The organism is Pseudoalteromonas sp. J2K-J979, from assembly GCF_058169715.2.
Window position 1 is genome coordinate 3,377,880 of the sequence record NZ_CM200281.1, and the last position, 25,043, is coordinate 3,402,922.

Here is a 25,043-nt window from a genome sequence, read left to right on the forward strand (position 1 = left end):
CTCAGATCTGCATAAGAATTAAAGCCGAGTCACTTTTATACTCGGCTTTTTAGTCTGAAAAGTATAGGCAATTAATCCAGCCATTAAATTAACCATAAATGAGATGCAGCTGCGGTGCCTTGTGTGGTCTATTTGAGCCATATTTTTCAGCTGGTCGAAAACTGTTTCAATGATGAAACGCTTTGATAACATCGCTCTATCCCAAGATGATATTGGCTGACGTTTCATATTACTTCGTTGACCTGTAATAAAATCAATGCCTTGCTCAGCAAGTTCCGCTTTTAAGTTTGCAGATACATAACCTTTATCAGCGTATAAACTACCTGTAACATTATCAACCATATCTAATACCGGCTGTCTATCATCAACATTCCCAGCTGTCACTTTTACAGCTAATAAACCCCCTTCATCATTCATGATGAGGTGAAGTTTAAAGCCATAAAACCAGCCCATTGTTCCTTTGCCTCGTTTGGCTTCTCCCGCGAAAACTTGGTGACGAGGAATACGCATGTTGTGACACACCTTGAGAGAAGTGGAATCGATAAATGCAATGCCTGTTGGTTTATCAAAGCGCTGCTTCAGATAGCTGCACAGAGCAGGTAACGTGGCCTGAAGTAACTTCAACATACGTGTATAACTGACTAAATCAGGAAAATAATGTCGCCAATACTGACAAACAAATTTGGTGTAGTAAGTTTTAAAATCGCGATAACCTGATTGATGAAAAGCAATTAATATAGTCATCACTTCGCTAGAGGATAGTCGAGATGGCTTAATGCGTTGCTTTTCACCTGATTCTATTAGGTGTTTAAGCCATTGAGGTTCAAACAATAAACAAAAATCATCGACATCTACGTAAATTGCATCTAAGTTATTCATGCCCTTGCCTCGGTAATCTTATGTTTCTTGGTCGAAAGATCTGATCACCGCAAGGGCATTTAGTTCCATTTCTTATGTGCAGCTCAGGTTACTTAACAAAAATTCAGTGAATAAATAATTTTATTTAAAAAATAATGTGACTTTTCACTGGCTCGAAACGTTATCTCTAAAAATAAACTTTATAATAAGTAGGTACACCTGTGAAAATAGCCATTTTATCTCGTAACAAAAAACTTTATTCAACGCGTCGATTAATTGAAGCTGGACGTGCAAAAGGACATGAAGTCGATGTGATTGATACCCTCCATTGTGATATGGACGTGACCAGTAACAGCCCTTCTGTTGGCTACAAAGGTGAAAAACTGCCAACCTATGACGCAGTCATTCCAAGAATTGGCGCTTCGATTACATTTTACGGTACAGCGTTAGTGCGTCAATTTGAAATGATGGGCACTTTCTCTGTCAATGAATCAGTTGCAATTAGCCGTTCGCGTGATAAGTTGCGTTCATTACAACTTTTATCTCGTAAGGGCATTGGTTTACCTAAAACTGGATTCGCTCACTCGTCTGACAGCATCAGCGGCCTAATTAAAAACGTCGGTGGTGCCCCTGTAGTCATCAAATTACTTGAAGGAACACAAGGGATTGGTGTGGTTTTAGCTGATACAAAAAAAGCGGCTGAAAGTATTATTGAAGCTTTTATGGGCTTAAACGCGAATATCTTAGTTCAAGAATTCATTAAAGAGGCAAATGGTGCTGACATTCGTTGTCTAGTCATTGGTGATAAAGTTATTGCGGCCATGAAACGTCAAGCGCAAGAAGGTGAATTCCGCTCAAACTTACACCGTGGTGGCAGCGCCGAAATTGTAAAGTTAAACAAAGAAGAGCGCGCAACAGCAATCAATGCAGCAAAAGCAATGGGTTTAAATGTGTGTGGTGTTGATATTTTACGCTCTAATCGTGGCCCTGTAGTTATGGAAGTAAACTCGTCACCAGGCCTTGAAGGTATCGAAAGCGCAACAGGCATCGATGTGGCTTCATTAATTATTGAATTTATTGAAAAGAAAGCTAAACCTAATAGCACTCGCACACGTGGACAAGGCTAATAATGAACGCATCACTCGAAATTAACGGTATTGAAATTAAGCTCGGACAGAGCAAGCGCATTGAATTACCAGTGGCAAATTTATACACCGGTGGTGAAGTCGCTATCCCTATACAAGTTATCCGTGGGAAACGTAAAGGCCCTACCATCTTTTTAAGTGGTGCAATCCATGGTGATGAGCTAAATGGTATTGAGATTGTTCGAAGAGTAATAAAATCAAAAGCCTTAGCAAGCCTAAAAGGAACCGTCATTGCGGTTCCTATGGTCAACATCCATGGCGTGTTAAATCAAAGTCGGTATCTACCCGACAGACGCGATTTAAATCGCTCTTTCCCAGGCTCAGAGAGAGGCTCGTTAGCAGGACGTGTAGCAAATCTATTTCTTAAAGAAATAGTTCATAAATGTGACTACGGTATAGATTTGCATACAGGTGCTATCAATCGCAGTAACTTCCCGCAAATTAGAGCAAACCTTGAAGATGAAGAAACGCTTTCTCTTGCTAAATCGTTTGGGGTACCGGTGCTCTTAAATGCCAACCTGAGAGATGGTTCGTTAAGACAATCAGCTTCAGAGGAAGGAACAAAGATTTTACTTTATGAAGCCGGCGAAGCGTTACGATTTGATGAGTTGTCAATCAGTGCAGGCGTTAAAGGTATATTTAATGTTTTAGCTGAGCTAGGCATGATCAGAAAACGTAAGGTTAAAAAGCCAGCTGAACCGTTCATCGCGGTATCTAGTTCATGGGTGCGTGCAACAGCGAGTGGGCTAGTGAATGATAAAAAACACCTCGGTGATCGCGTCTCAAAAGGCGAAATTTTAGCGGAAATTGGTAATCCTTTTGGTGATATTCTCGATGTAGTAAAAGCCAAACATTCAGGGATCATCATAGGCAAACAGAATATCCCTCTGACTCAAGAAGGAGATGCAATGTTTCATGTTGCCAGTTTTGAAGATACCCATGAAGTGGCCGAGCATATCGAGATTCTTCATGATTTACACTCACCAAGTTCGGATGTTTAATATTACAGAGTCAGTTGATGAAAAAATCAGTCAATTTAACACTTAATTTTAGTCACCTTTTTATATTGGTGTGCACACTACTACTGTTCACTTTGTATTATCGGTAGCATACTTACTGCGCTCTTAGGTTAGTCTAACCACTTCTTAAGAGCGATTCAGTGCCACCTCATTTATCCTAATAAGGAAAGTTATGAATCACTTAAAAAGAAATGTACTCATTGGCTTAATCCTCTCGGCAGCATTGATATTAGGAAGCTATTATTCTTTTAAACAGTCGCCAACATCATCGCCACTGAGTTTAACTAGCCAAGCGCCGATAACATCCGTACCTGACTTCACTCAATACGCTGATGTCAAAGAAAAAAAACAAGCCTTTTTTGATTTTCTCCACCCCATTATTACCGAGCAAAATCAATTTATCCGTGCACAACGAACCGAAGTAAAACAACTCAAAAACCAATTTGAAACCCAAGGTTCATTATCTGAAGAACAAACTCAGCTATTAATGGCTTATGCTGAGGCCTATCACATTGATTATCAACCGATCAGTGATGCATTCTTTACATTACTGCTGCGTCGTGTCGATGTGATCCCCCCTTCATTAGCCATGGCTCAAGCAGCGATCGAATCCGGTTGGGGGACTTCACGTTTTGCTCAGCAAGGAAATAACTTGTTTGGTCACTGGTGCTTCAGTAAAGGCTGTGGATTTGTGCCGGCTTCAAGAGATGGTGATAAAAACCATGAAGTCGCAAAATTTGGCACTGTTAATGAAGCTGTGCGTAAATATATGCGTAACCTTAATGCTTATCACCCTTATTTGCCAATGCGAGATATTCGTCTCACACATCGTGAAACTCAGGCTCCTCTAACTGGCACGGCTTTGGCGAAAGGACTCATTGATTACTCTGAATTAAAAGAGCAATACATATTTAAAGTGAACAGAATGATTAAGCAAAATAAGCTCACTCAATACGATAAAGCGCCACCAGCAAATCCAGTCAAAAATTAAAAAGTCTCAAAACTGCGACAAAATGCCGCACTTGATTCATTTTTAACTTGCTATGATGCAAGAGATGTTACTTATTTTGCTCTAGGGCCTTAGTATGCTCCTATGCTAGAGGCCCTGTATCACAGGGCCTCTATTATTTGGTGTTTTTCTACTCGTAGTAGCTGCGCATAAGGTAACTCTGCAAGCTGCATATTTGCAATCCGGATCCTCTGTAAATCAATCACTTTAAAGCCACATTGCCTAGCCATTTTGCGAATTTGTCGATTCAGCCCTTGTCGTAATATAATTCGAAACTGATCGCTGCTGTGCTGAATAACAGTACAAGGTAATGTCAGCTGACCATCCACCTCGACTCCTGCGCTCATTTGTTGGCAAAACAAAGGAGTCAATGGCCGCTCGACTTGCACTAAATATTCTTTTTCTTGATGGTGTTCTGGGTGATTCATGTGATGAAAGAATTCGCCATCATTGGTCAAAATAATTAAGCCATGTGAATCTTTATCTAATCGCCCGATAGGGTAAAGCCGAATATCTTCAGGTAAATACTGCACCAAACTACTTGGATCATCTGGTAATAATCGACAGTCAACTCCTACGGGTTTATTAAAAACATAATAATAACGTTGACGCTCTATCTTTATTGGTTGACCTGAAACACAGATTTCATCTCGATCGCTAACAAAACAAATATGATCCGCCACAGCACCATTTACAGTAACACACTGCATGTCGATTAATCTTGATGCTTGACGCCGCGAGCAATAACCTGCGTTGGCAATAAATTTTGCCAAACGCATCGATGCTGAAAATTCTTGCTCACTCATGGATCACCGCAGCAATCGTTTCAGGCGTGACCGCTTGATGATAAGGCCCATGAATAACCACTGTTGCGCTAATCTTATCTTGAATAGCTTGGCGATTTGGATCCCAAATAATTTGTAAAAAGCCCAACAAACCAGTCGCAAAACCCGCTCCATACCCCCCATAACGACCAAAAGCATCCCAGAGAGAAAGGTAGTCACCAGAAAGCGCAACCACTCGAATATTAAACATTTTTTTACCTGGCGTTTGTCCACGCCACAATAGCGGAAATAAAGTAAAATACACTGCTGCCCAACCGAGTCCAAGCCCCAAATCAGACATCACCCCTTTTACCCATTCAATGACGCTATAACTCACTTTTTCTGTCTTTTTGACTGTAGGCACTTCTGGTGACTGCGCACTAAAAACATCACTCAACGATGCTTCAGGAATAGAGGCTTGCTTATCTGCCGCGGCGATTAACTTCAACAACAAATAATTGAGCTGCTGATTTTCATTTTTTTCCAACTTAGCCAAGGCGGGAATGTGAGCAAGGAGATCCGTTTCAGCCTGCGTAATACACGCTTCATCACATAATTCGCCTTCTACTAATCTTAAGTATTTATTTAACTCTTCTTTTTGAAACGCAGTTAAATTCACTTCATTGCTGATCCCCGTGGCGATTACATTATTTTGCCCCTCAAAGTAATCAATGCCTTCGCTCAGCAAACTTAAACTCGCAACGAATAAAATACAGGACGCTAGGATTTTTAAACTGCGCCTGACCCATCGACTCATTTTCGGCAAGTATGTTTCTGCCGTACCTCGATAAAAGGCCATTGCGGCCACAAAGGCGATTAAAGCCGCGCTTAGTTTTGCAGCAAGAAAAATTAATGAGATATCCACCAACATGGCTAAACCACGTCTAGCAGGGCTTGCAAGTGGAAGTCCTAATAAATGTTCATTAATTTTAAAAGCATAGGGCGTGATAATCTCTCGCGTTTCTGATCGCGATAGGTCAAGTTGGTTAATTTCTTTTGCTTTCATCACATAAAAAGCCAGTGCATGCACTGGCTCTCCTTCTTGTTAATATACAAACACATTAAACAGCTGTAATAATTAAACGCATCGCATCTGCTGAGCTAACTTTCACGGTTGTGCCAGCAGGTAATGCCTGCTCACTGAGCACTTTCCAGTAAGTATCACCAATTTGAAGATGATTTTCGCCTATCATCACCGCCTCAGTCAGCACCCATTGCTTGCCAATTAAATTCTGGCTTCGTTGATTGAGCGTTTGATGATCTTCAGTTTGTTGATTAAACGGCTTAAAAAACTTCAAATAAACGACAGATAACACCACAGCTTGCAATGCAAACACCACCAACTGAATTTGCCAAGTTAAATCTGGCGCTATAAATAATAATAGCGTTATTAACAAGGCGCTGGCAGCAGCGCCAAGTAAAAAACCTGCGGTTCCTAGCGCTTCGGCACCTAAAAGTAATAAACCAAAAATTAACCAATGCCACGCTTGCAAATGTGCTAACCATTCAAACATCACGACCTCCTAACCAGGCTAACCTTGTTTGTTGCCAAATGCATCTTTAGCAATTTCTGCTATGCCTGCAATTGAGCCCAGCATGTTACTTGCTTCAAGTGGAATCATCATGATTTTGTTATTATCCGACTCAGCCAACTTACCCAGTGCATCCATATATTTTTGTGCAACAAAGTAGTTAATCGCCCGCTGGTCGCCTTCTTTTATTGACTCAGAAACAAGGCGCGTTGCTTCGGCTTCTGCGCCTGCTAACCGCTCGCGCGCTTCAGCTTCACGTTTAGCAGCTTCTAATTGTCCTTCCGCTTTTAAAATAGCCGCTTGTTTTTCACCTTCAGCCACTTTAATCGCTGCTTCTCGCTCACCTTCGGCTTCTAAAATGATTGCACGTTTTTCTCGTTCTGCTTTCATTTGACGTGCCATCGAGTCGACCAAATCTTGTGGTGGCGCAATATCTTTAATCTCTATTCGCGTGACTTTTACACCCCACGGATCCGTTGCTTCATCTATTTTCAATAACAATGCGCCATTAATGCGATCGCGGTTAGATAACATTTCATCCAGCTCCATCGATCCCAAAACAGAGCGAATATTAGTCATGACTAAATTTTGCATTGCACGCTCTAAATCATTGACTTCATATGAAGACTTAACAGGGTCTAGCACTTGGAAAAAACACACGGCATCAGTGGTCACTTGCGCATTATCTGAGGAAATCACGATTTGTGGGTCGACATCAAGCACTTGCTCCATCATATTTTGCTTTCGCCCAATGACATCCACAAAAGGGACGATAAAATGCAAACCCGGTGCAAGTGTTCGAGTATATTTACCAAAGCGCTCAACGGTATAGTGATACCCTTGCGGCACAATTTTGATGGCGGTCAAAATGACCACAAATGCCAATATCAACAACACAATCGCAGACATATTAGATGCGAGTAAAGATTGATCCATGTTTATTATCCTTATTTTAAAATCACTTGATACAGCTCTTGGCGCCTATCTCTTAAATTACGAACGGTGCCTTCACTGTGGAGAATTTTTAACTTATCTAAATCCAAATCTGAAAATAACAACATTTCGGTATTCGGTGTTGCTTCAGACAAAATGCCATCATGTGGAAATGAAAAATCAGAAGGTGACAACACCGCAGATTGCCCATATTGAACATCGAGGCTTTCTACTTGCGGCAAATTACCAACACTGCCAGCAATCACCACATAACATTCATTTTCGATTGCTCGCGCTTGTGCACAATGACGGACACGTAAATAGCTATTTTTTGTATCTGTCCAAAATGGGACAAAGAGAATTTCAATCCCTTGCTCTGCCAAGATGCGCCCTAACTCTGGAAACTCAACATCATAACAAATCAAAATACCGACGCGACCGGCATCCGTTTCAAACACCGAAATTTTATCACCACCTTGAATCACCCAATCATTTTTCTCATGCGGCGTGATATGTATCTTACGCTGTTCATCCACTTGACCACTGCGATGGCATAAATATGACACATTGTAAATTTTATCTCCCTCCGCTAAAGGCATGGAACCTGTGACAATATTGGCATTATATTCAATCGCCATTCGCGACATTTCGTTACGAAACAGCTCTGTATATTCAGCTAAATAACGAATTGCTTCTGTTTGTGAGTGTTGCTCTGTTAAGCCCATTAACGGCGCATTAAAAAATTCAGGGAAGACAATAAAGTCGCTTTGATAATCAGAAACAGTATCAACAAAGTATTCGACTTGTTTTAGCAGCTCTTCAACTGATTCTACGGTGCGCATTTGCCACTGCACCGCGCCAACACGTATCACTGTTTTAGAAGAAGCTAACACGGTATCCATTGGCTCATATAAAATATTGTTCCATTCCAATAAAGTCGCATAACCGACCGATTGCGCATCTTCAGGCAAATACTTTTTCAACAACCGCTTTACTTGGAAATCATTCGATAACTGAAAACTGAGGATTGGATCATAAATCTCTTTTCGATCGACCTTTTCGATGTATTCCATCGGTGTCATCGTATCTGAGTGGTTATGATATTTAGGAATACGTCCACCAGCTAAAATGGCTCTTAAATTATACTGACGACACAACTCCTTACGTGCATCGTACAAACGGCGGCCCAATCGTAAACCGCGATGCGAAGCAGCAATTACTACGTCTAATCCGTAAAGCGCATCACCTTCACTGTCGGAGTTAATGTTATTATTGCTATCGACAATATCTTCATACGTATGTGGATTCGAAAAACGGGCGTAATCCACCTGTACACTCAATGCAATTCCCACTAGATGACCATCGTCAAAAATACCGATTTGCCCTTCAGGAAACTCATCAATCAAATGCGAAATAGTATGCATTGGCCATGCACCACCTAACTCAGTGTACACGCCATCCATTAACTGCTTAATGTCTGCATATTGATGTTTGGCCAAATTACAAATTTTTAAATGAACTTTTTCCGCTGCCATCTCAACCTCGTTGATGTGAATAATGTCCTATTGTGGGGGTTTCCCCCCACCTAATCGAGAGTTTTGTATACTCTGTGCCGAATGTCACTTTTTCTTTTGATCTAAGCTCCAAAGTACATTCTGATCAGCCCCCATCACCGTCGTAGGCATTTGACCATTCCACTGCTGAGCCCGCACATACTCAACCATTTCTTTCGACCCTTTCAAGGCTTCTACTTTTTTATGAATCGACTCAGCTTCAGCTAAACCTTTTAGTTTTATTGCTTCAGCCTCAGCTTGTGCCTCAGCTTTAATGGCATACGCTTTACCATCGGCTTGAGCTTTAGCCGCATCACGCTGTGCAAAAGCTGTATTCACTTGTTGCTGTGCTTCTAGCTTTTGACGTTCTAAACGGTGCATTTCCGCAGCCGCTAAGTTTTTCTCTGTCTGTTTCGTTTCAATCGATTGGATATACTTTTGTGGTAACCCTAAGTTCTCTAACTGAGCTGAATCGAGCTTGACTGGGTACTCTTTCATTCCTTCTATTAATAACTCTTCTATTTGCGCGATAACTTGAGAGCGGTTTTGAATCAACTCTTCTGCTTTATAACGCGCCAGCGCATCTTTTGTCGCTGAACGCAATTTAGGATCGAGTATTCGGGTTTCAAACTGCGTTAAGCCGCCGTAACTTTTGAACAATTCAAATGCTTGTTCACGGATCACTGTCCAGTTGATCGAGACTTCTGCGGTCACCGGCATTTGCTCATGGGTGGAGGCATTCAGTTTTTCAACGTTCTTACGAGTTCTGATCTCCAATACTTCCACAGTATCTACGATAGGAATTTTAGTATGTAAGCCTGGATTAACTTGCTCTGTCGCTTCACCAAAACGTTTAACAATACCAACATGGCCTTCATCCACTGTGTACATAGATTGGTACAGCACCGCTAACCCAGCTAAGGCAATAACTACCCCGAGCACAGTACCTTTCTTTTTAGTTGCAACAGAAGCTAAGTCTGGTAATTCATTATTCGTCGCCATTTATATTTACTCCCTTGTTTTGTTACATAAAAAGTAACAAAAAAAGTAAGGAAGAGATATAAATAATGACCAACGGTCTTGCTGGTAGCATTAACGGTCTTAGAAGTAAAATAAAAGGCCTATATGACCTTTTATTTAGGCTGATTTATTAATGATGGTGCGGCTTTTGCGACAAACTTTGATAGAACAGTTTTGTCACTCGTTCTTCTGGCAACCAACTACTGTACTTTAAATTTAAAACAGATAACGGCTTAGCAGCAATCACTGCTTCTTCACTGGCCCCATCTTTCATCGCTGTTAAGATAATTTCTTTGGCTTGTGCCACTAATTGATAGTACTGCTTTAATTCTTTTTGATTACTCACAGGACCATGCCCTGGGATAATTATTGTCTGTTCATCAGTATGGCTAAGAACAGCCTCAACTGCAGCCAACACACCATCAACGCTGCCGCCACTGGCTACATCAACAAATGGCAACCCACCCAAGTTAAAGTAGATATCACCCATATGGACAACATTAGCTTTATTAAAAAAGACCACCGCATCGCCATCGGTGTGTGCATGAGAAAAATGCTTTATTTCAGCATGTTCGTTATTAAAATGCAGGCTCATAGCATGAGAAAAACTAAGTACAGGCACATAGTTAGAATCTTCACCATGCTTTTCGACTAATCGTTTATGAACATTATCATGGGCAATAACATGACTGCCTGCATTGGCAAAATTTTCATTGCCACCCGTATGATCACCATGGTGATGAGTATTGATGACAAACTCAGCACTTCCCGGCTTTAAATTACTAATCGTCTGTTTAATTTTGTCAGACAACTTAGCAAACTGATCGTCAATAATATAAATGCCATCATCGCCCACGCTCGCAGCGATATTGCCACCCTGACCAAACAGCACATACAGCGTGTCAGTCAGCTGCTCGGTTTTTATTTGAACTTCGTCGGCATAACTCATTACAGTAAAAGTCGTTAACGCCATTGCCAGTAGTGATTTTTTTATCATTATTTATCCTATTGAGTTAGTGAGTACATCAACCAACGACTCCCACAAAAAACAAGTCGGCACTTATTTGCACCATTTCAGATTAAGCCAATACGATAAATGTGTAAACATTGTGCAAAAAACAGTTGCAGATTTAATATTACGAATGTAATCTTAAATTTAATTACACTTGTAATACTTAAAAGGATCGACAATGATTGAAATAAGCAAAGCCGAATTTGAAGTTCTAGAAGCTATTTGGCAAGCCCACCCCACCTCAGCTAATGACATTATTGAACGATTGAACCAACACAAACCTTGGCATGACAAAACCGTCAAAACCTTACTTAATCGTATGGTCAAAAAAGGCGCCATTAGCTTCGAAAAAGAACAGCGTAGTTACCTATATTCGCCATTATTAGAACGCGATAGTTACACCCTAAAAGAAAGCCAGAGTTTAATTGAGCGACTCTTCAGCGGCCGAATTGCTCCTTTGGTGGCAGGGTTTGCTAAGACAGAACAATTAAGCCAGCGCGATATCGACGAACTTAAGCAAGTCATCGCAAAATGGGAAAAAGAAAATGATTGATTGGCTTTTTAATCAACAGATCGTACTTAGCTGTAGCATCATTTTACTTTTGCTGATCGAGCGTTTTTTTATTAAGCAACTTAATGCGCGCTTTAGTTATGTACTTTGGCTTCTCATCCCGATAGTTTTAGTGGTCAATAACCTGCCCAACGAACTCAAACCACAAACTGATTTCGTGCTGACCAAATACACCGTGATGCTAACTGAGCAAGGTCATGATCAATTTAACCACCAATTTAGTTGGTTTTTATGGCTATTTGGGATGATTTCAACCTTGTTAGTGAGCTTACTAGCCCATAAACAACGTATTATTTTCCAGTCCACCAGTAAGGTTTATCCACTCTCAGTACCTATCGAAATAGTCACAAGTGCTCAAGTGGCTAGCCCATTACTGATTGGCTTTTTTAAACCAAAACTGGTGCTTCCTGCTAATTACGAGTCACTCTACACCCAGCAGCAACTAGCGATGATCATCGAGCACGAACTTTGTCATTATCATCGAAAAGATACGCTTTTTAACGTATTAGCCGTCAGCATGTTATGCCTATTTTGGTTTAACCCACTGAGCTGGTTGGGCTATCAAAGTTATCGACGCATGCAAGAACTCGCCTGTGACGAAACCGTTTTACACAATAAAAGCCCAGAACAACGCTTAGCTTATGGCAAAGCCATGTTACTGAGCATCGAAAATAACCAACATCAACTTTATGCTTATACCCATTACACGGAGAAACGCACTATGTTAAATCGCTTAAACTTTATTAAAACGCGCTCAACCCACAAACCTTTATTACAAATAGCCCTACTGACCTTAGTGACTGGGTTACTCGGTGGCGTGGCTGTTGCTGGTGATCATGCAAACGAAACACACGCTAAACACACCAATCAAATTAAACCCATTATGCGCATCGAACCCAAATACCCACCCCAAGCCGCCAAAGATAACGTTGAGGGTTCAGTCGTTCTTAAATACGACATTTCTGCAGCAGGAAAAGTTGAAAATGTATCAATCGTCGGCGCAGAGCCTCAAAATGTCTTCAACCATAACGCCAAAGTTGCACTCGAACAGTGGCAATATCAACCTTCTTCGGCTGGTTTTAAAGGTGTCTTAGTACAACTCGATTTTGCCTTATCTGAACTAAGTGCCAAACGTGATTTAATCGAACGAATTAAAGTGTCAAATTCTGCCCATTAAAAAAGGAGCTTCGGCTCCTTTTTTAATATTGCTCATTCAGCCATGTTTAATTCTGCGGGCTGATTGTAATCTGATGCATCACCTCAGTTGGCAATAATGGTGTGTTATTACCTTGTACATAATCACTAAACCCAGCCCGATAAAACGGTGACAATGGATGCCCTGATTGCCCTCCGGGTAAAGTAAGAATCGCATTTTTTTCAAGACCCGGTTGTACAAACAGACGTTGCGATGCGCCAAACCCGGTTTTTTGTACTGCTGGCATGTAACTGTCACCAAACCCAGGATAACGCGGCATATCAAGCAAATGACTCAATAAAGGAATTTGCTTCGAAAAAGGATGCTGAATGTGCAGCTCATTCACTTTCCCCCATTGTAAAACCTGTAATGACGCTTGCCTACTTTGGCCATAGGACTCGAGGAGCTCATCACGCATTTGTTGATAACTCTCAACCATTAATTCAGGCCAAGTGTCGAATTCTGGCGGCAACCAGCTTGGCGGTTGTGCCGCAATAAGCTGCCAAATGGGCGCCTCTAGGTTATTTTTAATTGCACTCAACGACAATGAATGTTGAGATAGCTCACTTTCAACCGCACCAAATACGGCATCCGTTAAGCGGCTTCTAAAATGCCTCACGAGCGTGTAGCCTACAGAATCTGCACAGGCACAGGCTTGCCAGTTTTCAAGTTCTTTGATATCACGTGCAAATCGTTCTGGATGTTGCTTTAGCGTATTGATAAGCAAATCATGCCACTTGGTTAAAAAACGCGCCTGATTATCTAACTGAATTTGATAAAAATCTTGTTCTGAAAATTGATCTTTTTCATTGAGCCTATCGCGAATTTGCACCGCACGCGCACCTAATGCATACCCGCCATCCCCAAATCGTGGCAATTGATCTGCTGCAATCACTCGCGAATTGCCGGTCCACAGCCTTTCGCTTTTGGGGTTTAGTACCTGCGGTAGGTCACGGGCGTCTTCTTGCCACAAGAAGGAGTATTCACTTGGGTTAACAGCCACGTCGCTCGGGTTTGTCCGAGCAGGCACCGCCCCCGTAGGCTGCCATGCAGCTTGCCCTTGTTTATCAACAACTAACATGTTTTGCACTGGAATGCCGATGGTTGTTGCAATATCGAGCGCCTGCTCAACCGAATGAGCCTGCTCTAAGTTTAACAACTCCATATCCACTGCATAAGGTTGATGCGCTACCCAACTCAAGGCATAACGCTGCCCATTAATTTCTTTCACTGGGCCGTAGTCACTCATAGTTAATGGAGCCATTTCGGTTGTTCCATCAACAATGGCGTATTGCTCTTCAATCTCATACGTGGCTACCGCATCATCCAGCTTAACCCAATCAGCGGTGTCGAGATAACCATTGGTGAAGCCCCACGCAACATGCCCATTCGAACCGACCACCACAGCTGGAGCGCCGGGTAACGTTACCCCTGTAATCTGATGTGACTGATTATTCTCTAAATAATTGAGCTGAGCACGATACCAGATCACTGGGACAGCAATTGAAAGGTGCATGTCATCCGATAACATACCATGCCCAGACTCAGTTAAAGCACCCGTTATAGCCCAATTATTACTGCCTACTCCTAATGGCTCGGCTATTTTGAGGTCGCTCCATTGGGCTTGCAACTGCGAACCTAACTTTGGGATAGCAATATTGGCAAGCGGCTCTTCACTGCCATCAAGAGCGGCTTGATAGTGGCTAGGCTGAGTTAAAAAAGCCAGCATCGACTCGCCAAATTCTTGCTTTATTAGTTCCAATACTAAATCACGCTCAAAGTTGCCCGTTTGTAAATCAAGATACATGGTATAAATAACCAACAAGCTATCGACTGGCTGCCAAGGTTGACGCTCAGCACCTGCTAATAAGTACTCAAAAGTTGGGTAACTCTGGGCTTGTGCTTCATTCACGCCTTGTGCATAGGCAGTTAGAATCTGCTGATCACGCTGTGGAAGTTGTTTAACAATTGCATCTGCGCGTTTTCTAAATTGGTGAAAACGCATTTTTTTATCAAGTTCTAATGCTGCTTGACCAAATAACTCACTGAGCTCCCCAGCCGCATTGCGCCGCAATAGATCCATTTGAAAAAAGCGATCTTGGCTGTGTGCATAACCCAATGCGTAGGCCGCATCAACACGGTTCTTTGCTGATACCACCGCGGTACCTAATGTATCGCGGCCAATCGAAACGGGTTGCGAAACGCCTTGCGACTGGCCCTGACCAGATAAGGTAGGTAAGCTAACACTTAATACCCCGTAGATCAGCGCTGTTGTTAACAAAGCTAATAAAATTAGCCCTACTGTTATCCATTTAAATAGCCGTAGCATCATCGCTCCCTTATCTATTGTTATGATCTTGATTTGATTACTCACTCAAATTAACACACTTTCCTTTAATGTTAATACCAAGATTTAATGATCAAAATATGACGAAATTTTAATCTGTTGTGTGGGTTTTATTTTCTGGCTGATAACAATATTATCAGCAGCTGACACTTGCCAATTGCATCGTATCTGTAGCTCGTTTACAGTGTCAATTCAACGCATTAAGAGGCCTCATAGATGGAATTAATACTCACACCAATGCAAGCACGTGTTATTGGCTGCATGCTAGAAAAAGAAGTGACCACTCCCGAGCAATACCCGATGTCGGTAAATAGCTTAACCAATGCATGTAATCAAAAATCGAATCGCGAGCCTGTGCTCAGCTTAACTGAATCTGAAGTACAAAATGCACTCGATGAACTTGCCATGAGTCGACTTATAACAAAAGACGAAGGTTTTTCTGGCCGCGTCGATAAGTACACGCATCGTTTCTGTAATACGGAATTTGGCAGTCTAAAATTCACTGCACAGCAAAAAGCCATTATTTGTGTGATGTTACTACGTGGCCCACAAACACCGGGCGAATTACGCACCCGCACTAATCGCTTAGCTGAGTTTAATAACGTACAAGAAGTCGAACAGGCACTCAACACACTCATTGAGCAAGGGTATGTTGCCAAACATCCAAGAGAACCAGGGAAACGTGAATCTCGCTACAGTCAGCTGTTTAGTGAGACAGCACCAGCGCACACAGTAACTGAATCAGCTGAGCCAATTTCTGATCCAAACAATCACGCTTTGCATCAAGAGATCGGTGAACTTAAGCAAGAAATCGCCGAATTAAAACACCAAGTTGAACAAATTAAACTGAGTTTAGGGCTTTAACTTTTGACCATGAAGCCAGATAATACTGGCTCGTTTTTATTGTCCCCATCTATTAGGAGAGCTCATGCGCGCGCATATTTTAGCCGAAATGAAAGTGTTACCAACAATCGACCCGGCATTTGAAATCAGACGCCGTGTCGATTTTATCAAAACGAAGCTTTTAGCCTCCCATTCTCGCTCGCTGGTACTGGGCATTAGTGGGGGAGTTGATTCATCAACATGTGGCCGCTTATGTCAGCTCGCCGTTGATGAACTCAACACTGAACTCTCAACCGATAAATATCAATTTATTGCAATGCGGTTACCTTATGGTGTTCAAGCTGATGAAGATGAAGCTCAACTGGCGGTCGAATTTATTCAGCCTACAAAGCGTATTACAGTCAACATCAAAGAGGGAGCAGATGGCCTGCATGCACAAGCATTACGCGGTTTAAATCAAGCTGGACTACCTTTACCCAGCGAAAGCGCTGTTGATTTTGTGAAAGGTAATGTAAAAGCGCGTCAACGCATGGTTGCACAATATGAAATAGCTGGACTGACCGGTGGTTTGGTAGTCGGCACCGATCATAGCGCAGAAAACATCACCGGGTTTTACACTAAATTTGGCGATGGCGCATGTGACTTAGCACCGCTATTTGGCCTATCAAAACGCCAAGTTCGTTTACTTGCCCACTCCCTAGGTGCACCAGAGATCCTCGTTAAAAAAATTCCAACAGCCGACTTAGAGTGCGATAAACCAGGGCTTGCTGACGAAGAAGCGCTCGGGCTGAGTTATGATCACATCGACGATTTTCTTGAAGGGAAAGAAGTCGATAATGCGGTTGCAGACAAGCTAATTGAGATTTACACCCGAACTGAACATAAACGTCAGCCAATCCCAACGATCTATGATTAACCTTTATTCGTCCTAACTATAAGAAAGCTTGATAGTGCTGCTATCAAGCTTTTTTTTGGATAAAAATAAGGGAAATAATTCTCACAATAAGCAGGGCTCAACTACACTCAGTAACTGTAAGGATTGATTGTAAGAAGGATAACGCGTCATGTTAACAAACAATTCAAATTGGGATATCAATAAACAACAATATAATACAGTCAATCACTCTGCTGAATGCCTTCGTAAAGCTGTACCGCTGATGGTTAAATACAACATCGCAGTCACACCTGCTAATTATGCTTTATGGTACACCTATGTTTCTGGTAAACATCCTAATTTAAATGACAAACTCAATGATGCCTTAAAAAACTTCGGCACATGCCCACCGGCACTTTCTCGTGAACTATTTGAAGAATTTTTATCTGATAAAGATCTCGAACTGTATGATGAAGTCGCCAAAGAAGTCGATAACCTGGTGCAAAATATGAACGCCGATATTATCGATACCCTCGATCACACCAAAGAATTTACTCATGCGCTTAGCGAATGCAACACCAGTCTAACCGACATGAAAACAGGCACAGTCTCTACAGATGCGATTCTTGACTTAGTTTGCAAACTCAGTGAAGAGTCACAAGCCATGCAACAAAGCGCTTCAATGTTTCAAACTAAGCTCGATATCGCCCATAGAGAAATTTCTCGATTGCGGATTGAATTACAAAAAACCAAGCAAGATGCAACACATGACGCACTGACAGGCTTACTCAATCGAGGCTCATTTGATGAAGATATTGATTCATTATGTCAAAACCAAAATAAACAAAATCGGTTATTTTTAACTTTTGTAGACATTGATCACTTTAAAAAATTCAACGATGACTTTGGCCATCAAAAAGGGGATCAAGTGTTAAAAATTGTCGCCAAAATGCTCAAGGATAAATGTAATCTACTCAACACGGTTTATCGCTTTGGTGGTGAGGAATTTTGTATCATCAGTCAAAATAGCGATCCAAAAAGCTGTGAAAAATTTATCGAATCGATTCGGGTTGCCATCGAGCGCCTCACAGTCAAAGACAGTAAAACCGGCAAAAACCTCAGAAAAATTAGCGCTTCATTTGGTATTGCAGAGTACTTAAATGACAGCCCAGCTAATTTAATCGAGCAAGCTGACCAAGCGGTTTACAATGCCAAACAACAAGGGCGTAATCGGATTGAGTTTCATCGCGCCAACGCAACCCACTAATTTTCAGTGTGTTTAAACACAGTGATCGTATGTTTTTTAAACACCGTATAGCAAGATAGGTTCAACTTTGAAGGAACAGCTATGACAACCTTGATTGAAGTCCTCGCCTTACAAAGAGCGCAAAGTTTTGGCCGTGAAAATATCATTCAATCGGACATTATGTGGGCACAAGCGAATCTTGAAGAATTCGAATCCCAATGTGAATGCCTTGGTTTGCAAGGACTGGATAACGACATATTATTCGACTGTCAGCTGCGCCACTTACGCTGAACCCATTGCTTATTTTCATTTACTTTAAATGATTGAGAGCTTAGCCCACTCTAAAGCGGTAAAACCAACCTCAAGCACGATAAGCAGCAAGAGGAAACTGAGTAATGTCCCTGATTTGACTCGTGCACACACATAAGCACCAAGTGGCGCTCCAATCACTACAACAGGTATTGCAGCGAGTAAATAAGCACTTATCTCAGGCGTAATACTATCAAGGTAAAAAGCATTACACAGCGAGCCAACAATAGAAGTGACTGCCATGATCAGAACTGAGGTTGCCGTCGCTGCTTTGAGTTCTTTTTTATAAAATAGAACCATTAAAGCGAAAACCATTATGTCGGCCCCTGAGCCAACTAAGCCGCTCGCAATCCCCCCAAAAAAACCGACAATTATGATCAAATAAGGTTGAGTGAGAGACTTAGATTCCTTGAACCCTTTATGAGTAAAATGTAAGCGCAATAAGGTTAGCGAAAACAAAAGCAAAAATAAACTAAACACCGTTTTAGTTGTTAAACGTGGCAAATGTTCAGCTATAAAAATTAAACTCACTAACACGCCGGGCAACGCACCAAGCAAAGCACGCCATACAATTTCAGAATAATAGCGGATCCCGCCAAAAATAATTGTTAATGAGGCGGCCGTCATACCAAAACTTTGTATGGCCAATGAAAAAACTTTGGCTGTAGCTGGCTCGATAGCCAACAACTTAGTCATAACAGGAAACGCAACCGCCCCGCCTCCCAAGGCTGTACCGCCTGCAACGAATGACCCTACCAGCATGGTCAAAGCCACACTCATTTGCGCAACAAAATTTGCCAATGCTGATGACGGCCCTTGAGACAACAACCACCCACCATAAACCAGTAAAGTGAAGGTGATCGGTATCATTTTAGGGTTTAACTTTTGACCAACTGCTTTTAACACGATAACCATGACTACCAGATTAAGACACCGCTGTCATTATGCGTAATTAACCAACAAAATTACATCATTTATTTCACATCTATTCACCAAAAGATGCCTTCACAAAGAGATATCTCAAGATTAATTGATCGAAATACCCTGCATTGGCGTATCTTTCTCATTACAGCTAATAAACTAATGACCCATTTTGGTTTATAGTAATCAAATAGATAGAAAAGTTATTATTCATAAATGCAATCACCTATTTTAATTACAGGGGCAGGCCAACGTATAGGGTTAGCCATCGCAAAATCGCTTATTGCCCAAAAGCAGCCAATAATTGTGACCTACCGCACACGACACAACAGCATCACTGAACTCGAAGCTGCTGGGGCGGTATGTATTGAAGCAGACTTTACATGTGATGAATCCATCGTAAATTTTATAAAAAAACTAAAATGTGTAACCTCATCACTCAGAGCCATTATTCACAACGCATCGAGTTGGGATTGTGAACAAAACAATCCTGATTACGCACAACTCTTTGATAATATGATGCGCATTCACGCTAAAGTGCCTTACTTAATCAATTTAGCCTGCACAGAGTTACTACAAAATACATCGAATGGCCACAGTGATATTATCCACTTAACCGATTACGTTGTCGAAAAAGGCAGCCCAAAACACATTGCATATGCTGCAAGTAAAGCCGCACTTGATAATCTAACCAAATCATTTGCAGCCCAGCTCGCACCAAAAGTGAAAGTAAACTCAATTGCACCTTCATTAATTATTTTTAATGAGCATGACAGTGAACAATACCGTGAAAAAACCTTAAAAAAATCGATTCTAGGCCTTGAGCCAGGCAGCCAAGAGATCGTTAACACTGTGGCTCTATTACTTGACAGCCAGTACATAACAGGCCGAACTTTACCAGTCGATGGCGGCCGCCACCTTAAATAAATAATCGAATAACGAGTCTATTATGCACGACGAACTTAAAAAAAGTTACAAGCAAATCATTGAAAGCGTTGGCGAAGATGCAAACCGGGAAGGTTTACTCGACACTCCTAAACGCGCAGCAAAAGCCATGGAATATTTAACCAAAGGCTATAAAGAAACTCTCACTGAAATCACCAATAACGCAGTGTTCACCTCAGATGCAGACGATATGGTGTTAATCCAAGACATTGAACTCTATTCTATGTGTGAGCATCATTTACTGCCATTTGTAGGACGCTGTCATATTGCTTACATCCCGAATGGTAAGGTATTGGGCTTATCAAAGTTTGCCCGTATTGTTGATATGTATGCCCGTCGCTTTCAAATTCAAGAGCAGCTTACTCATCAAATTGCCAAAGCTGTAGAAGAAGTAACAGGTGCCAAAGGCGTCGGAGTTATTGTTGAAGCCAAACATATGTGCATGATGATGCGTGGAGTCGAAAAGCAAAACTCCAGTATGCGAACCTCCGTAATGCTTGGTAACTTTAGACAAGATCCAAAAACACGTAATGAGTTCTTACAATTGGTGAAAAACTAAGGATCATGATGCAAAACGCCATTATTAATATTACCAATTTGCGGCTACGAACTTTTATTGGCTTCAACCAAGAAGAAATGGAAAAAAAGCAAGATGTGGTGATCAACATTGAGATCCACTACCCTGCAGACACCGCGTGTGAGCTCGACGAAGTCGACCAAGCGCTCAATTACAAAGTAGTCACTAAAGCGGTCATCGAGTTAGTTGAGCACGGCCACTTTTTATTGCTTGAAAAACTGGTCGCTGAAATTTTAGCAGTTTGCCACCAGCATAGCAGCGTGACTTTTGCTAAAGCTCGTGTAGATAAACCCCATGCCTTACGCTTTGCTGATTCCGTGTCATTAACACTTTCTTGGCAAAAATAACCTTAATAACCTTAGCTTATCTAGGGCAGTGTCAATTAACTGAATAACTGCCCAAGTCCAACCACTGCAGCTATTACAGCCGCATAGCGAAATGCCTTTCCTATGGTGACTAACACCACAAAAAGATCAAATCGCACTTTCATAGTACCCGCGACAATTGTCAGCGGATCGCCAATAATCGGTACCCATGCCAATAACAAACTATACGTACCATAGCGTTTAAACCGCGCTTGTGTCTTTTCAAGGCTCTCACTATCGAGGGGAAACCACTTTTTATCTTTGAAACGTAAAAACTCACGCCCCAACCACCAGTTAACACAGCTGCCTAAGACATTACCTATTGTTGCCGCAAAAAAAAGCCCCCAAAGGTGATAGCCTTGAGTGACTAACCCTGTCAACAACACCTCTGAGGCACTAGGTAAAATAGTCGCGGCGATAAAAGCAGTTATAAACAGTGAAAGGTAAGGCATAGACATTTATCTACATAAAAAAGCGAGTATATCAAACTCGCTTTTTATAATTGAATTTAGTTGTGCTTATTTTATTAGTTGTAAGCTCAGCGGGTAAACAAAGCGTTTGCCATCACTGGCTTTCACCGTTGCAATAATAATCATCACTAAAGAAAACAGCCCAACTAGTGGTAGCAGTAATAACCCTATTCCAACAAAAACTAACACAAAGCACACCACATAAGCGATTAACATGGTTAATTGGAAATTCAATGAATCTCGGCCTTGCTCCGCCACTTCAACTATTTCATCACGCTTCATTAACCACACAACTAAAGGGCCGATCAATGCACCTAAAGGAATTAAAAAACCGACCAATGCACTTAAGTGGCAGGCCATACTCCAATTCTTGATTTCTGAGCGTGTAATTTCTTTTTGGACAATGATCACTTCGGGTTCTTGCTGATCCATAATGCTTCCTTTTCAATGGTTTTTAATGATTTGATAGTGCGATAATTTTTACCACTCGTCTACTAGTAAATGAATCAACTAGACACGGGTATAAAAAGCCTTGTACTCTCTCATTTAACAAAAATAATAACCATAAGCGATCACTAACAATGAAAAAAATCCTTATATTACTGGCAGGATTAACATTAACAGCATGTAGCCAAACTCCTAACTCTCCAGCTATTAATACGTCAAAATACGAAACCTATGTTGCTGCTGGCGATTCATTTAAACAGCGCACATTTACCACCATTAACGGTGATAATATCGATTTAAATGCCATCCCAAAGCGAAAGCTGGTCGTGTATTTTGCTACTTGGTGCCATGATTCCCAACGAACCATCAGCCAGATTATGGCCTCACCCTTAGCAAGTGATGAAGACTTACAAATTATCGGTATTGGTCGCGAAGAAAATTCAACAAACCTCGAAAAATTTAAACAAACGTATCAAGTAACTTTTCCACTGATCAGTGATGAAGATCGCAGTTATTATAACCTAGTTGCCAATGCTGGGGTCCCACGATTGATTCTGTTAGACAGCAATAACCAAGTGGTTAAAACCGTGATAGGTGAAATGCCCAATGCCATTGAACATTTAGTGTGGCAATAATCTAGTTCGCACACACGTCAGTCGCTCCAGCAGCCTGACGTGGCGTGCAGCCAAACCCTGTGATTAAATCAAAGTAAAATCGTGATAAAAACGTGATAACTCCGTGAGCCTTTCTTGATAGTTGTTTTGCATACTTTTTTGCACACCCACTTAAAAGGAAAACAACATGAAGGTCACCCCATTTTTAGCCGCCGGTTTTATTGCTGTTATGAGCCAACAAGCACAAGCCGCCTCACTCGACATCAAAATTACCAACCTGACCCAAGGAATATACTTCACCCCTTTACTTGTAGCCGCGCATACAAGCGAGCACCACTTATTTACTGCGGGAATGGCTGCATCTACAGAATTGCAAACCATGGCTGAAGGCGGAAATATTGCTGGCTTATCGGGCATTGTCGACGCCATTTCGGGCAATAAAGTCGAAAATCCTGCCAGTGGCTTGCTCGCCCCAGCCCAATCGACCATGGCCATGCTCGAAACCAGCGATGACAACCAATTTTTATCGATCACAGCCATGATGCTGCCCACCAACGATGGTTTTGTTGGCCTTGATAGCTGGATGATTCCGTCTACGCCTGGAAGTTACGATATTTACTTAAATGCTTATGATGCGGGTACAGAAGCCAATAATGAACTAATTATTGAAGGCTCAGGCGCGCCAGGCACACCGGGTATTCCAGCGGCTCCTGGCATGGGTGCAGGAATGAACGGCACCGGTGTCACAAACACAGAAACAAACCAGCAAATCCATATTCACCGCGGAAACTTAGGTGATGATGAGATGGAAGGTGGCCATAGTGATCTGAACAATACCGTGCACAGATGGCTTAACCCAGTCGCTAAAGTTACCGTAACGGTTAAGTAGGAGCACGATGATGAAGACGCTCAAAAAACTATGCTTACCTGCATTGCTGATCACCCTGTATGGCTGTGGAGGAAACGATAATAACAAGCCACAAGTTGTCGTTACTCCCCCTCCTCCGCCTACAGCGATGACTTATAGCTTTTCAGTATCGGTCACCAACCTCACCCACGGGCAACCGCTTTCACCCATCGGGATTGCGCTTCACCAGCAAGGTGCATTTTGGCAAATAGGCTCTGCCGCGTCGGTTGCGCTTGAGCAAATGGCTGAAGCGGGTGACCACTCCGCCTTACTTGCACAAGATAATGTGATTGCTTCGGTGAGCGACAGTGCCCCGCTAATGCCTGGCAATCAAGTCGAGTTAATGGTCGAGACACAAGCGCTTGAAAACTTAAAACTCAGTTTAGTTTCCATGATGGTGAATACCAATGACGGTTTCTCCGGTCTTAATGCTATAGATGTATCTCAGTTAGCATTAGGTGAAACGCTAAACCTGCGCACAATGGCCTATGATGCTGGCACTGAAGCCAACACTGAACAAGCAGGTACCATTCCAGGGCCTGCCGATGGCGGTGAAGGTTTCAATGCTGCACGTGACGACAATCCAATGGTGACCTTTCACCCTGGTGTGGTTGGCCAAGATGATGGTTTAACTGATTCCGTCCTCAATAATGATCATCGGTTCGATAATCCCTTGATGGCGATCACCATAACTCGGATGCAATAAACGAGGAAAACGACTGCAAGCACACCCGCTTGCAGTCGCTCACATTGGGTGACTTCCTCGCAGATCGGTAAGGTGAGGAAAATGACAGATCATATTTTGGTAGTAGAAGACGACCGCGATATTGCAAGGTTGGTACAAGTGCATTTAAATGAGTTATCCCTCAATAGCTACCATGTTGATTCTGCAGAATCTGCATTGCAATATTTGCAGAGCCATTCTTGCGACCTAATCTTGCTCGACATTATGCTGCCAAAAATGGATGGGCTCACCTTATGTCGCAAACTGAAAGATCACTCCCCCGAAACCAGCATCGTATTACTGACCTCACGTAGTTCGGAAATGGACCGCGTGATTGGCCTCGAAATGGGGGCCGATGATTATATTTGTAAACCGTTTAATACCCGAGAATTACAAGCTCGAATCAAAGCGCAATTGCGCCATATTCATTTATTACGAAACAAACACCAAGCACCTGACATTGCCAAAGTTATTGAACTAGGGCCTTTAATCATCAACCAGCAATCACATGATGTTTTCATTCACCAGGAAACTCTCAACCTCACTTCAACTGAATTTGATTTACTTAATTTTTTTACCTCTCACCCTAATCAAGTGTTTAGCCGCACACAGTTACTCGACTCAGTTTGGGGTTACCAACACAGCGGTTATGAGCATACGGTTAACTCACACATCAATCGCTTGCGGGCTAAATTAGAGCCGTATCAACTGGGTGCCGTGATCGAAACCGTGTGGGGTGTCGGCTATAAACTCAACCCATTAACCCTCACCTGTATGAGCTAA

28 protein-coding genes are annotated in these 25,043 nt (G+C 42.0%); 16 read left to right on the forward strand and 12 right to left on the reverse strand.

Annotation, left to right across the window (positions count from 1 at the left end; all coding sequences use genetic code 11):
• Positions 1 to 18: 18 nt before the first annotated feature.
• Entirely contained in the window at positions 19 to 879 is an 861-nt protein-coding gene (locus AC3KVK_RS15435; RefSeq protein ID WP_248532008.1) for an IS982 family transposase, read from the reverse strand.
• Between the two features lie 200 nt (positions 880 to 1,079).
• Here AC3KVK_RS15435 and rimK point away from each other — a divergent pair, with 200 nt between their 5' ends.
• The 3 genes from rimK to AC3KVK_RS15450 all read left to right on the forward strand — a co-directional run bounded on the left by rimK (position 1,080) and on the right by AC3KVK_RS15450 (position 4,013).
• Positions 1,080 to 1,985 (forward strand): 30S ribosomal protein S6--L-glutamate ligase, encoded by a 906-nt coding sequence (gene rimK / locus AC3KVK_RS15440; RefSeq protein WP_490311483.1) that lies wholly within the window; start codon positions 1,080 to 1,082, stop codon positions 1,983 to 1,985.
• A gap of 2 nt (positions 1,986 to 1,987) precedes the next feature.
• Complete coding sequence (locus AC3KVK_RS15445; RefSeq protein ID WP_490311482.1) at positions 1,988 to 3,004, forward strand: succinylglutamate desuccinylase/aspartoacylase family protein; 1,017 nt, start codon at positions 1,988 to 1,990, stop codon at positions 3,002 to 3,004.
• 190 nt (positions 3,005 to 3,194) lie between these two features.
• Positions 3,195 to 4,013: a glucosaminidase domain-containing protein gene (locus AC3KVK_RS15450; protein WP_490311481.1), complete on the forward strand. Its 819-nt coding sequence runs from the start codon at positions 3,195 to 3,197 to the stop codon at positions 4,011 to 4,013.
• 119 nt (positions 4,014 to 4,132) lie between these two features.
• On the opposite strand, the gene AC3KVK_RS15455 is transcribed toward AC3KVK_RS15450, so the two are convergent.
• The 7 genes from AC3KVK_RS15455 to AC3KVK_RS15485 all read right to left on the reverse strand — a co-directional run bounded on the left by AC3KVK_RS15455 (position 4,133) and on the right by AC3KVK_RS15485 (position 10,890).
• Entirely contained in the window at positions 4,133 to 4,837 is a 705-nt protein-coding gene (locus tag AC3KVK_RS15455) for a pseudouridine synthase (protein WP_490311480.1), read from the reverse strand.
• Complete coding sequence (locus tag AC3KVK_RS15460; RefSeq protein WP_490311489.1) at positions 4,830 to 5,861, reverse strand: RDD family protein; 1,032 nt, start codon at positions 5,859 to 5,861, stop codon at positions 4,830 to 4,832. Before AC3KVK_RS15460 ends, AC3KVK_RS15455 begins: the two co-directional genes overlap by 8 nt.
• Before the next feature lie 55 nt (positions 5,862 to 5,916).
• Entirely contained in the window at positions 5,917 to 6,369 is a 453-nt protein-coding gene (locus tag AC3KVK_RS15465; protein ID WP_490311479.1) for an NfeD family protein, read from the reverse strand.
• 18 nt (positions 6,370 to 6,387) lie between these two features.
• Positions 6,388 to 7,323: an SPFH domain-containing protein gene (locus AC3KVK_RS15470; protein WP_193332136.1), complete on the reverse strand. Its 936-nt coding sequence runs from the start codon at positions 7,321 to 7,323 to the stop codon at positions 6,388 to 6,390.
• 11 nt (positions 7,324 to 7,334) lie between these two features.
• Entirely contained in the window at positions 7,335 to 8,855 is a 1,521-nt protein-coding gene (locus tag AC3KVK_RS15475) for a carbon-nitrogen hydrolase family protein (protein WP_490311478.1), read from the reverse strand.
• Positions 8,856 to 8,939: 84 nt separating this feature from the next.
• A complete protein-coding gene (locus AC3KVK_RS15480) occupies positions 8,940 to 9,875 on the reverse strand; it encodes a prohibitin family protein (protein WP_490311477.1) in 936 nt (311 codons plus the stop codon).
• Positions 9,876 to 10,023: 148 nt separating this feature from the next.
• Entirely contained in the window at positions 10,024 to 10,890 is an 867-nt protein-coding gene (locus AC3KVK_RS15485; RefSeq protein ID WP_490311476.1) for an MBL fold metallo-hydrolase, read from the reverse strand.
• 193 nt (positions 10,891 to 11,083) lie between these two features.
• On the opposite strand from AC3KVK_RS15485, the gene AC3KVK_RS15490 reads away from it, so the two are divergent.
• Both AC3KVK_RS15490 and AC3KVK_RS15495 read left to right on the forward strand, forming a co-directional pair.
• Complete coding sequence (locus tag AC3KVK_RS15490; RefSeq protein WP_490311475.1) at positions 11,084 to 11,458, forward strand: BlaI/MecI/CopY family transcriptional regulator; 375 nt, start codon at positions 11,084 to 11,086, stop codon at positions 11,456 to 11,458.
• Entirely contained in the window at positions 11,451 to 12,653 is a 1,203-nt protein-coding gene (locus AC3KVK_RS15495; RefSeq protein WP_490311474.1) for a M56 family metallopeptidase, read from the forward strand. Before AC3KVK_RS15490 ends, AC3KVK_RS15495 begins: the two co-directional genes overlap by 8 nt.
• A 46-nt stretch (positions 12,654 to 12,699) precedes the next feature.
• On the opposite strand, the gene AC3KVK_RS15500 is transcribed toward AC3KVK_RS15495, so the two are convergent.
• Positions 12,700 to 15,000, reverse strand: coding sequence for a penicillin acylase family protein (locus tag AC3KVK_RS15500; protein WP_490311488.1), 2,301 nt, complete (start codon positions 14,998 to 15,000; stop codon positions 12,700 to 12,702).
• Positions 15,001 to 15,234: 234 nt separating this feature from the next.
• Between AC3KVK_RS15500 and AC3KVK_RS15505 the strand changes: the two genes are divergently transcribed.
• The 4 genes from AC3KVK_RS15505 (at position 15,235) to AC3KVK_RS15520 (ending at position 18,272) form a co-directional block, all read left to right on the forward strand.
• A complete protein-coding gene (locus tag AC3KVK_RS15505) occupies positions 15,235 to 15,882 on the forward strand; it encodes a YceH family protein (RefSeq protein WP_490311473.1) in 648 nt (215 codons plus the stop codon).
• A 64-nt stretch (positions 15,883 to 15,946) separates the two neighbouring features.
• Positions 15,947 to 16,777 (forward strand): NAD(+) synthase, encoded by an 831-nt coding sequence (gene nadE / locus AC3KVK_RS15510; protein ID WP_490311472.1) that lies wholly within the window; start codon positions 15,947 to 15,949, stop codon positions 16,775 to 16,777.
• Positions 16,778 to 16,925: 148 nt separating this feature from the next.
• A complete protein-coding gene (locus tag AC3KVK_RS15515) occupies positions 16,926 to 18,002 on the forward strand; it encodes a GGDEF domain-containing protein (protein ID WP_490311471.1) in 1,077 nt (358 codons plus the stop codon).
• Between the two features lie 81 nt (positions 18,003 to 18,083).
• On the forward strand, positions 18,084 to 18,272 hold the full coding sequence (locus AC3KVK_RS15520) for a hypothetical protein (protein ID WP_490311470.1): 189 nt from the start codon (positions 18,084 to 18,086) through the stop codon (positions 18,270 to 18,272).
• 24 nt (positions 18,273 to 18,296) lie between these two features.
• Here AC3KVK_RS15520 and AC3KVK_RS15525 read toward each other — a convergent pair whose 3' ends face one another.
• Positions 18,297 to 19,160 (reverse strand): TSUP family transporter, encoded by an 864-nt coding sequence (locus AC3KVK_RS15525; protein ID WP_518526919.1) that lies wholly within the window; start codon positions 19,158 to 19,160, stop codon positions 18,297 to 18,299.
• A gap of 267 nt (positions 19,161 to 19,427) precedes the next feature.
• Between AC3KVK_RS15525 and folM the strand changes: the two genes are divergently transcribed.
• Genes folM through folX form a run of 3 tightly spaced genes read left to right on the forward strand, consistent with a single transcriptional unit; the run spans position 19,428 to position 21,080 of the window.
• Complete coding sequence (gene folM, locus AC3KVK_RS15530; RefSeq protein WP_490311468.1) at positions 19,428 to 20,138, forward strand: dihydromonapterin reductase; 711 nt, start codon at positions 19,428 to 19,430, stop codon at positions 20,136 to 20,138.
• 22 nt (positions 20,139 to 20,160) lie between these two features.
• A complete protein-coding gene (gene folE / locus AC3KVK_RS15535) occupies positions 20,161 to 20,715 on the forward strand; it encodes a GTP cyclohydrolase I FolE (protein ID WP_490311467.1) in 555 nt (184 codons plus the stop codon).
• An 8-nt stretch (positions 20,716 to 20,723) separates the two neighbouring features.
• Positions 20,724 to 21,080: a dihydroneopterin triphosphate 2'-epimerase gene (folX, locus tag AC3KVK_RS15540; RefSeq protein WP_490311487.1), complete on the forward strand. Its 357-nt coding sequence runs from the start codon at positions 20,724 to 20,726 to the stop codon at positions 21,078 to 21,080.
• A gap of 35 nt (positions 21,081 to 21,115) precedes the next feature.
• On the opposite strand, the gene AC3KVK_RS15545 is transcribed toward folX, so the two are convergent.
• Complete coding sequence (locus tag AC3KVK_RS15545; RefSeq protein ID WP_490311486.1) at positions 21,116 to 21,550, reverse strand: YqaA family protein; 435 nt, start codon at positions 21,548 to 21,550, stop codon at positions 21,116 to 21,118.
• Between the two features lie 66 nt (positions 21,551 to 21,616).
• On the reverse strand, positions 21,617 to 22,000 hold the full coding sequence (locus AC3KVK_RS15550) for a DUF4870 domain-containing protein (protein ID WP_490311466.1): 384 nt from the start codon (positions 21,998 to 22,000) through the stop codon (positions 21,617 to 21,619).
• Between the two features lie 149 nt (positions 22,001 to 22,149).
• On the opposite strand from AC3KVK_RS15550, the gene AC3KVK_RS15555 reads away from it, so the two are divergent.
• The 4 genes from AC3KVK_RS15555 to AC3KVK_RS15570 all read left to right on the forward strand — a co-directional run bounded on the left by AC3KVK_RS15555 (position 22,150) and on the right by AC3KVK_RS15570 (position 25,043).
• Positions 22,150 to 22,650: a TlpA family protein disulfide reductase gene (locus AC3KVK_RS15555; RefSeq protein ID WP_490311465.1), complete on the forward strand. Its 501-nt coding sequence runs from the start codon at positions 22,150 to 22,152 to the stop codon at positions 22,648 to 22,650.
• Positions 22,651 to 22,816: 166 nt separating this feature from the next.
• On the forward strand, positions 22,817 to 23,518 hold the full coding sequence (locus AC3KVK_RS15560; RefSeq protein ID WP_490311464.1) for a spondin domain-containing protein: 702 nt from the start codon (positions 22,817 to 22,819) through the stop codon (positions 23,516 to 23,518).
• 7 nt (positions 23,519 to 23,525) lie between these two features.
• Positions 23,526 to 24,242 carry a spondin domain-containing protein gene (locus AC3KVK_RS15565; protein ID WP_490311463.1) on the forward strand — a complete coding sequence of 239 codons (717 nt, stop codon included), beginning with the start codon at positions 23,526 to 23,528 and terminating at the stop codon, positions 24,240 to 24,242.
• Positions 24,243 to 24,323: 81 nt separating this feature from the next.
• Positions 24,324 to 25,043: a response regulator transcription factor gene (locus tag AC3KVK_RS15570; RefSeq protein ID WP_490311462.1), complete on the forward strand. Its 720-nt coding sequence runs from the start codon at positions 24,324 to 24,326 to the stop codon at positions 25,041 to 25,043.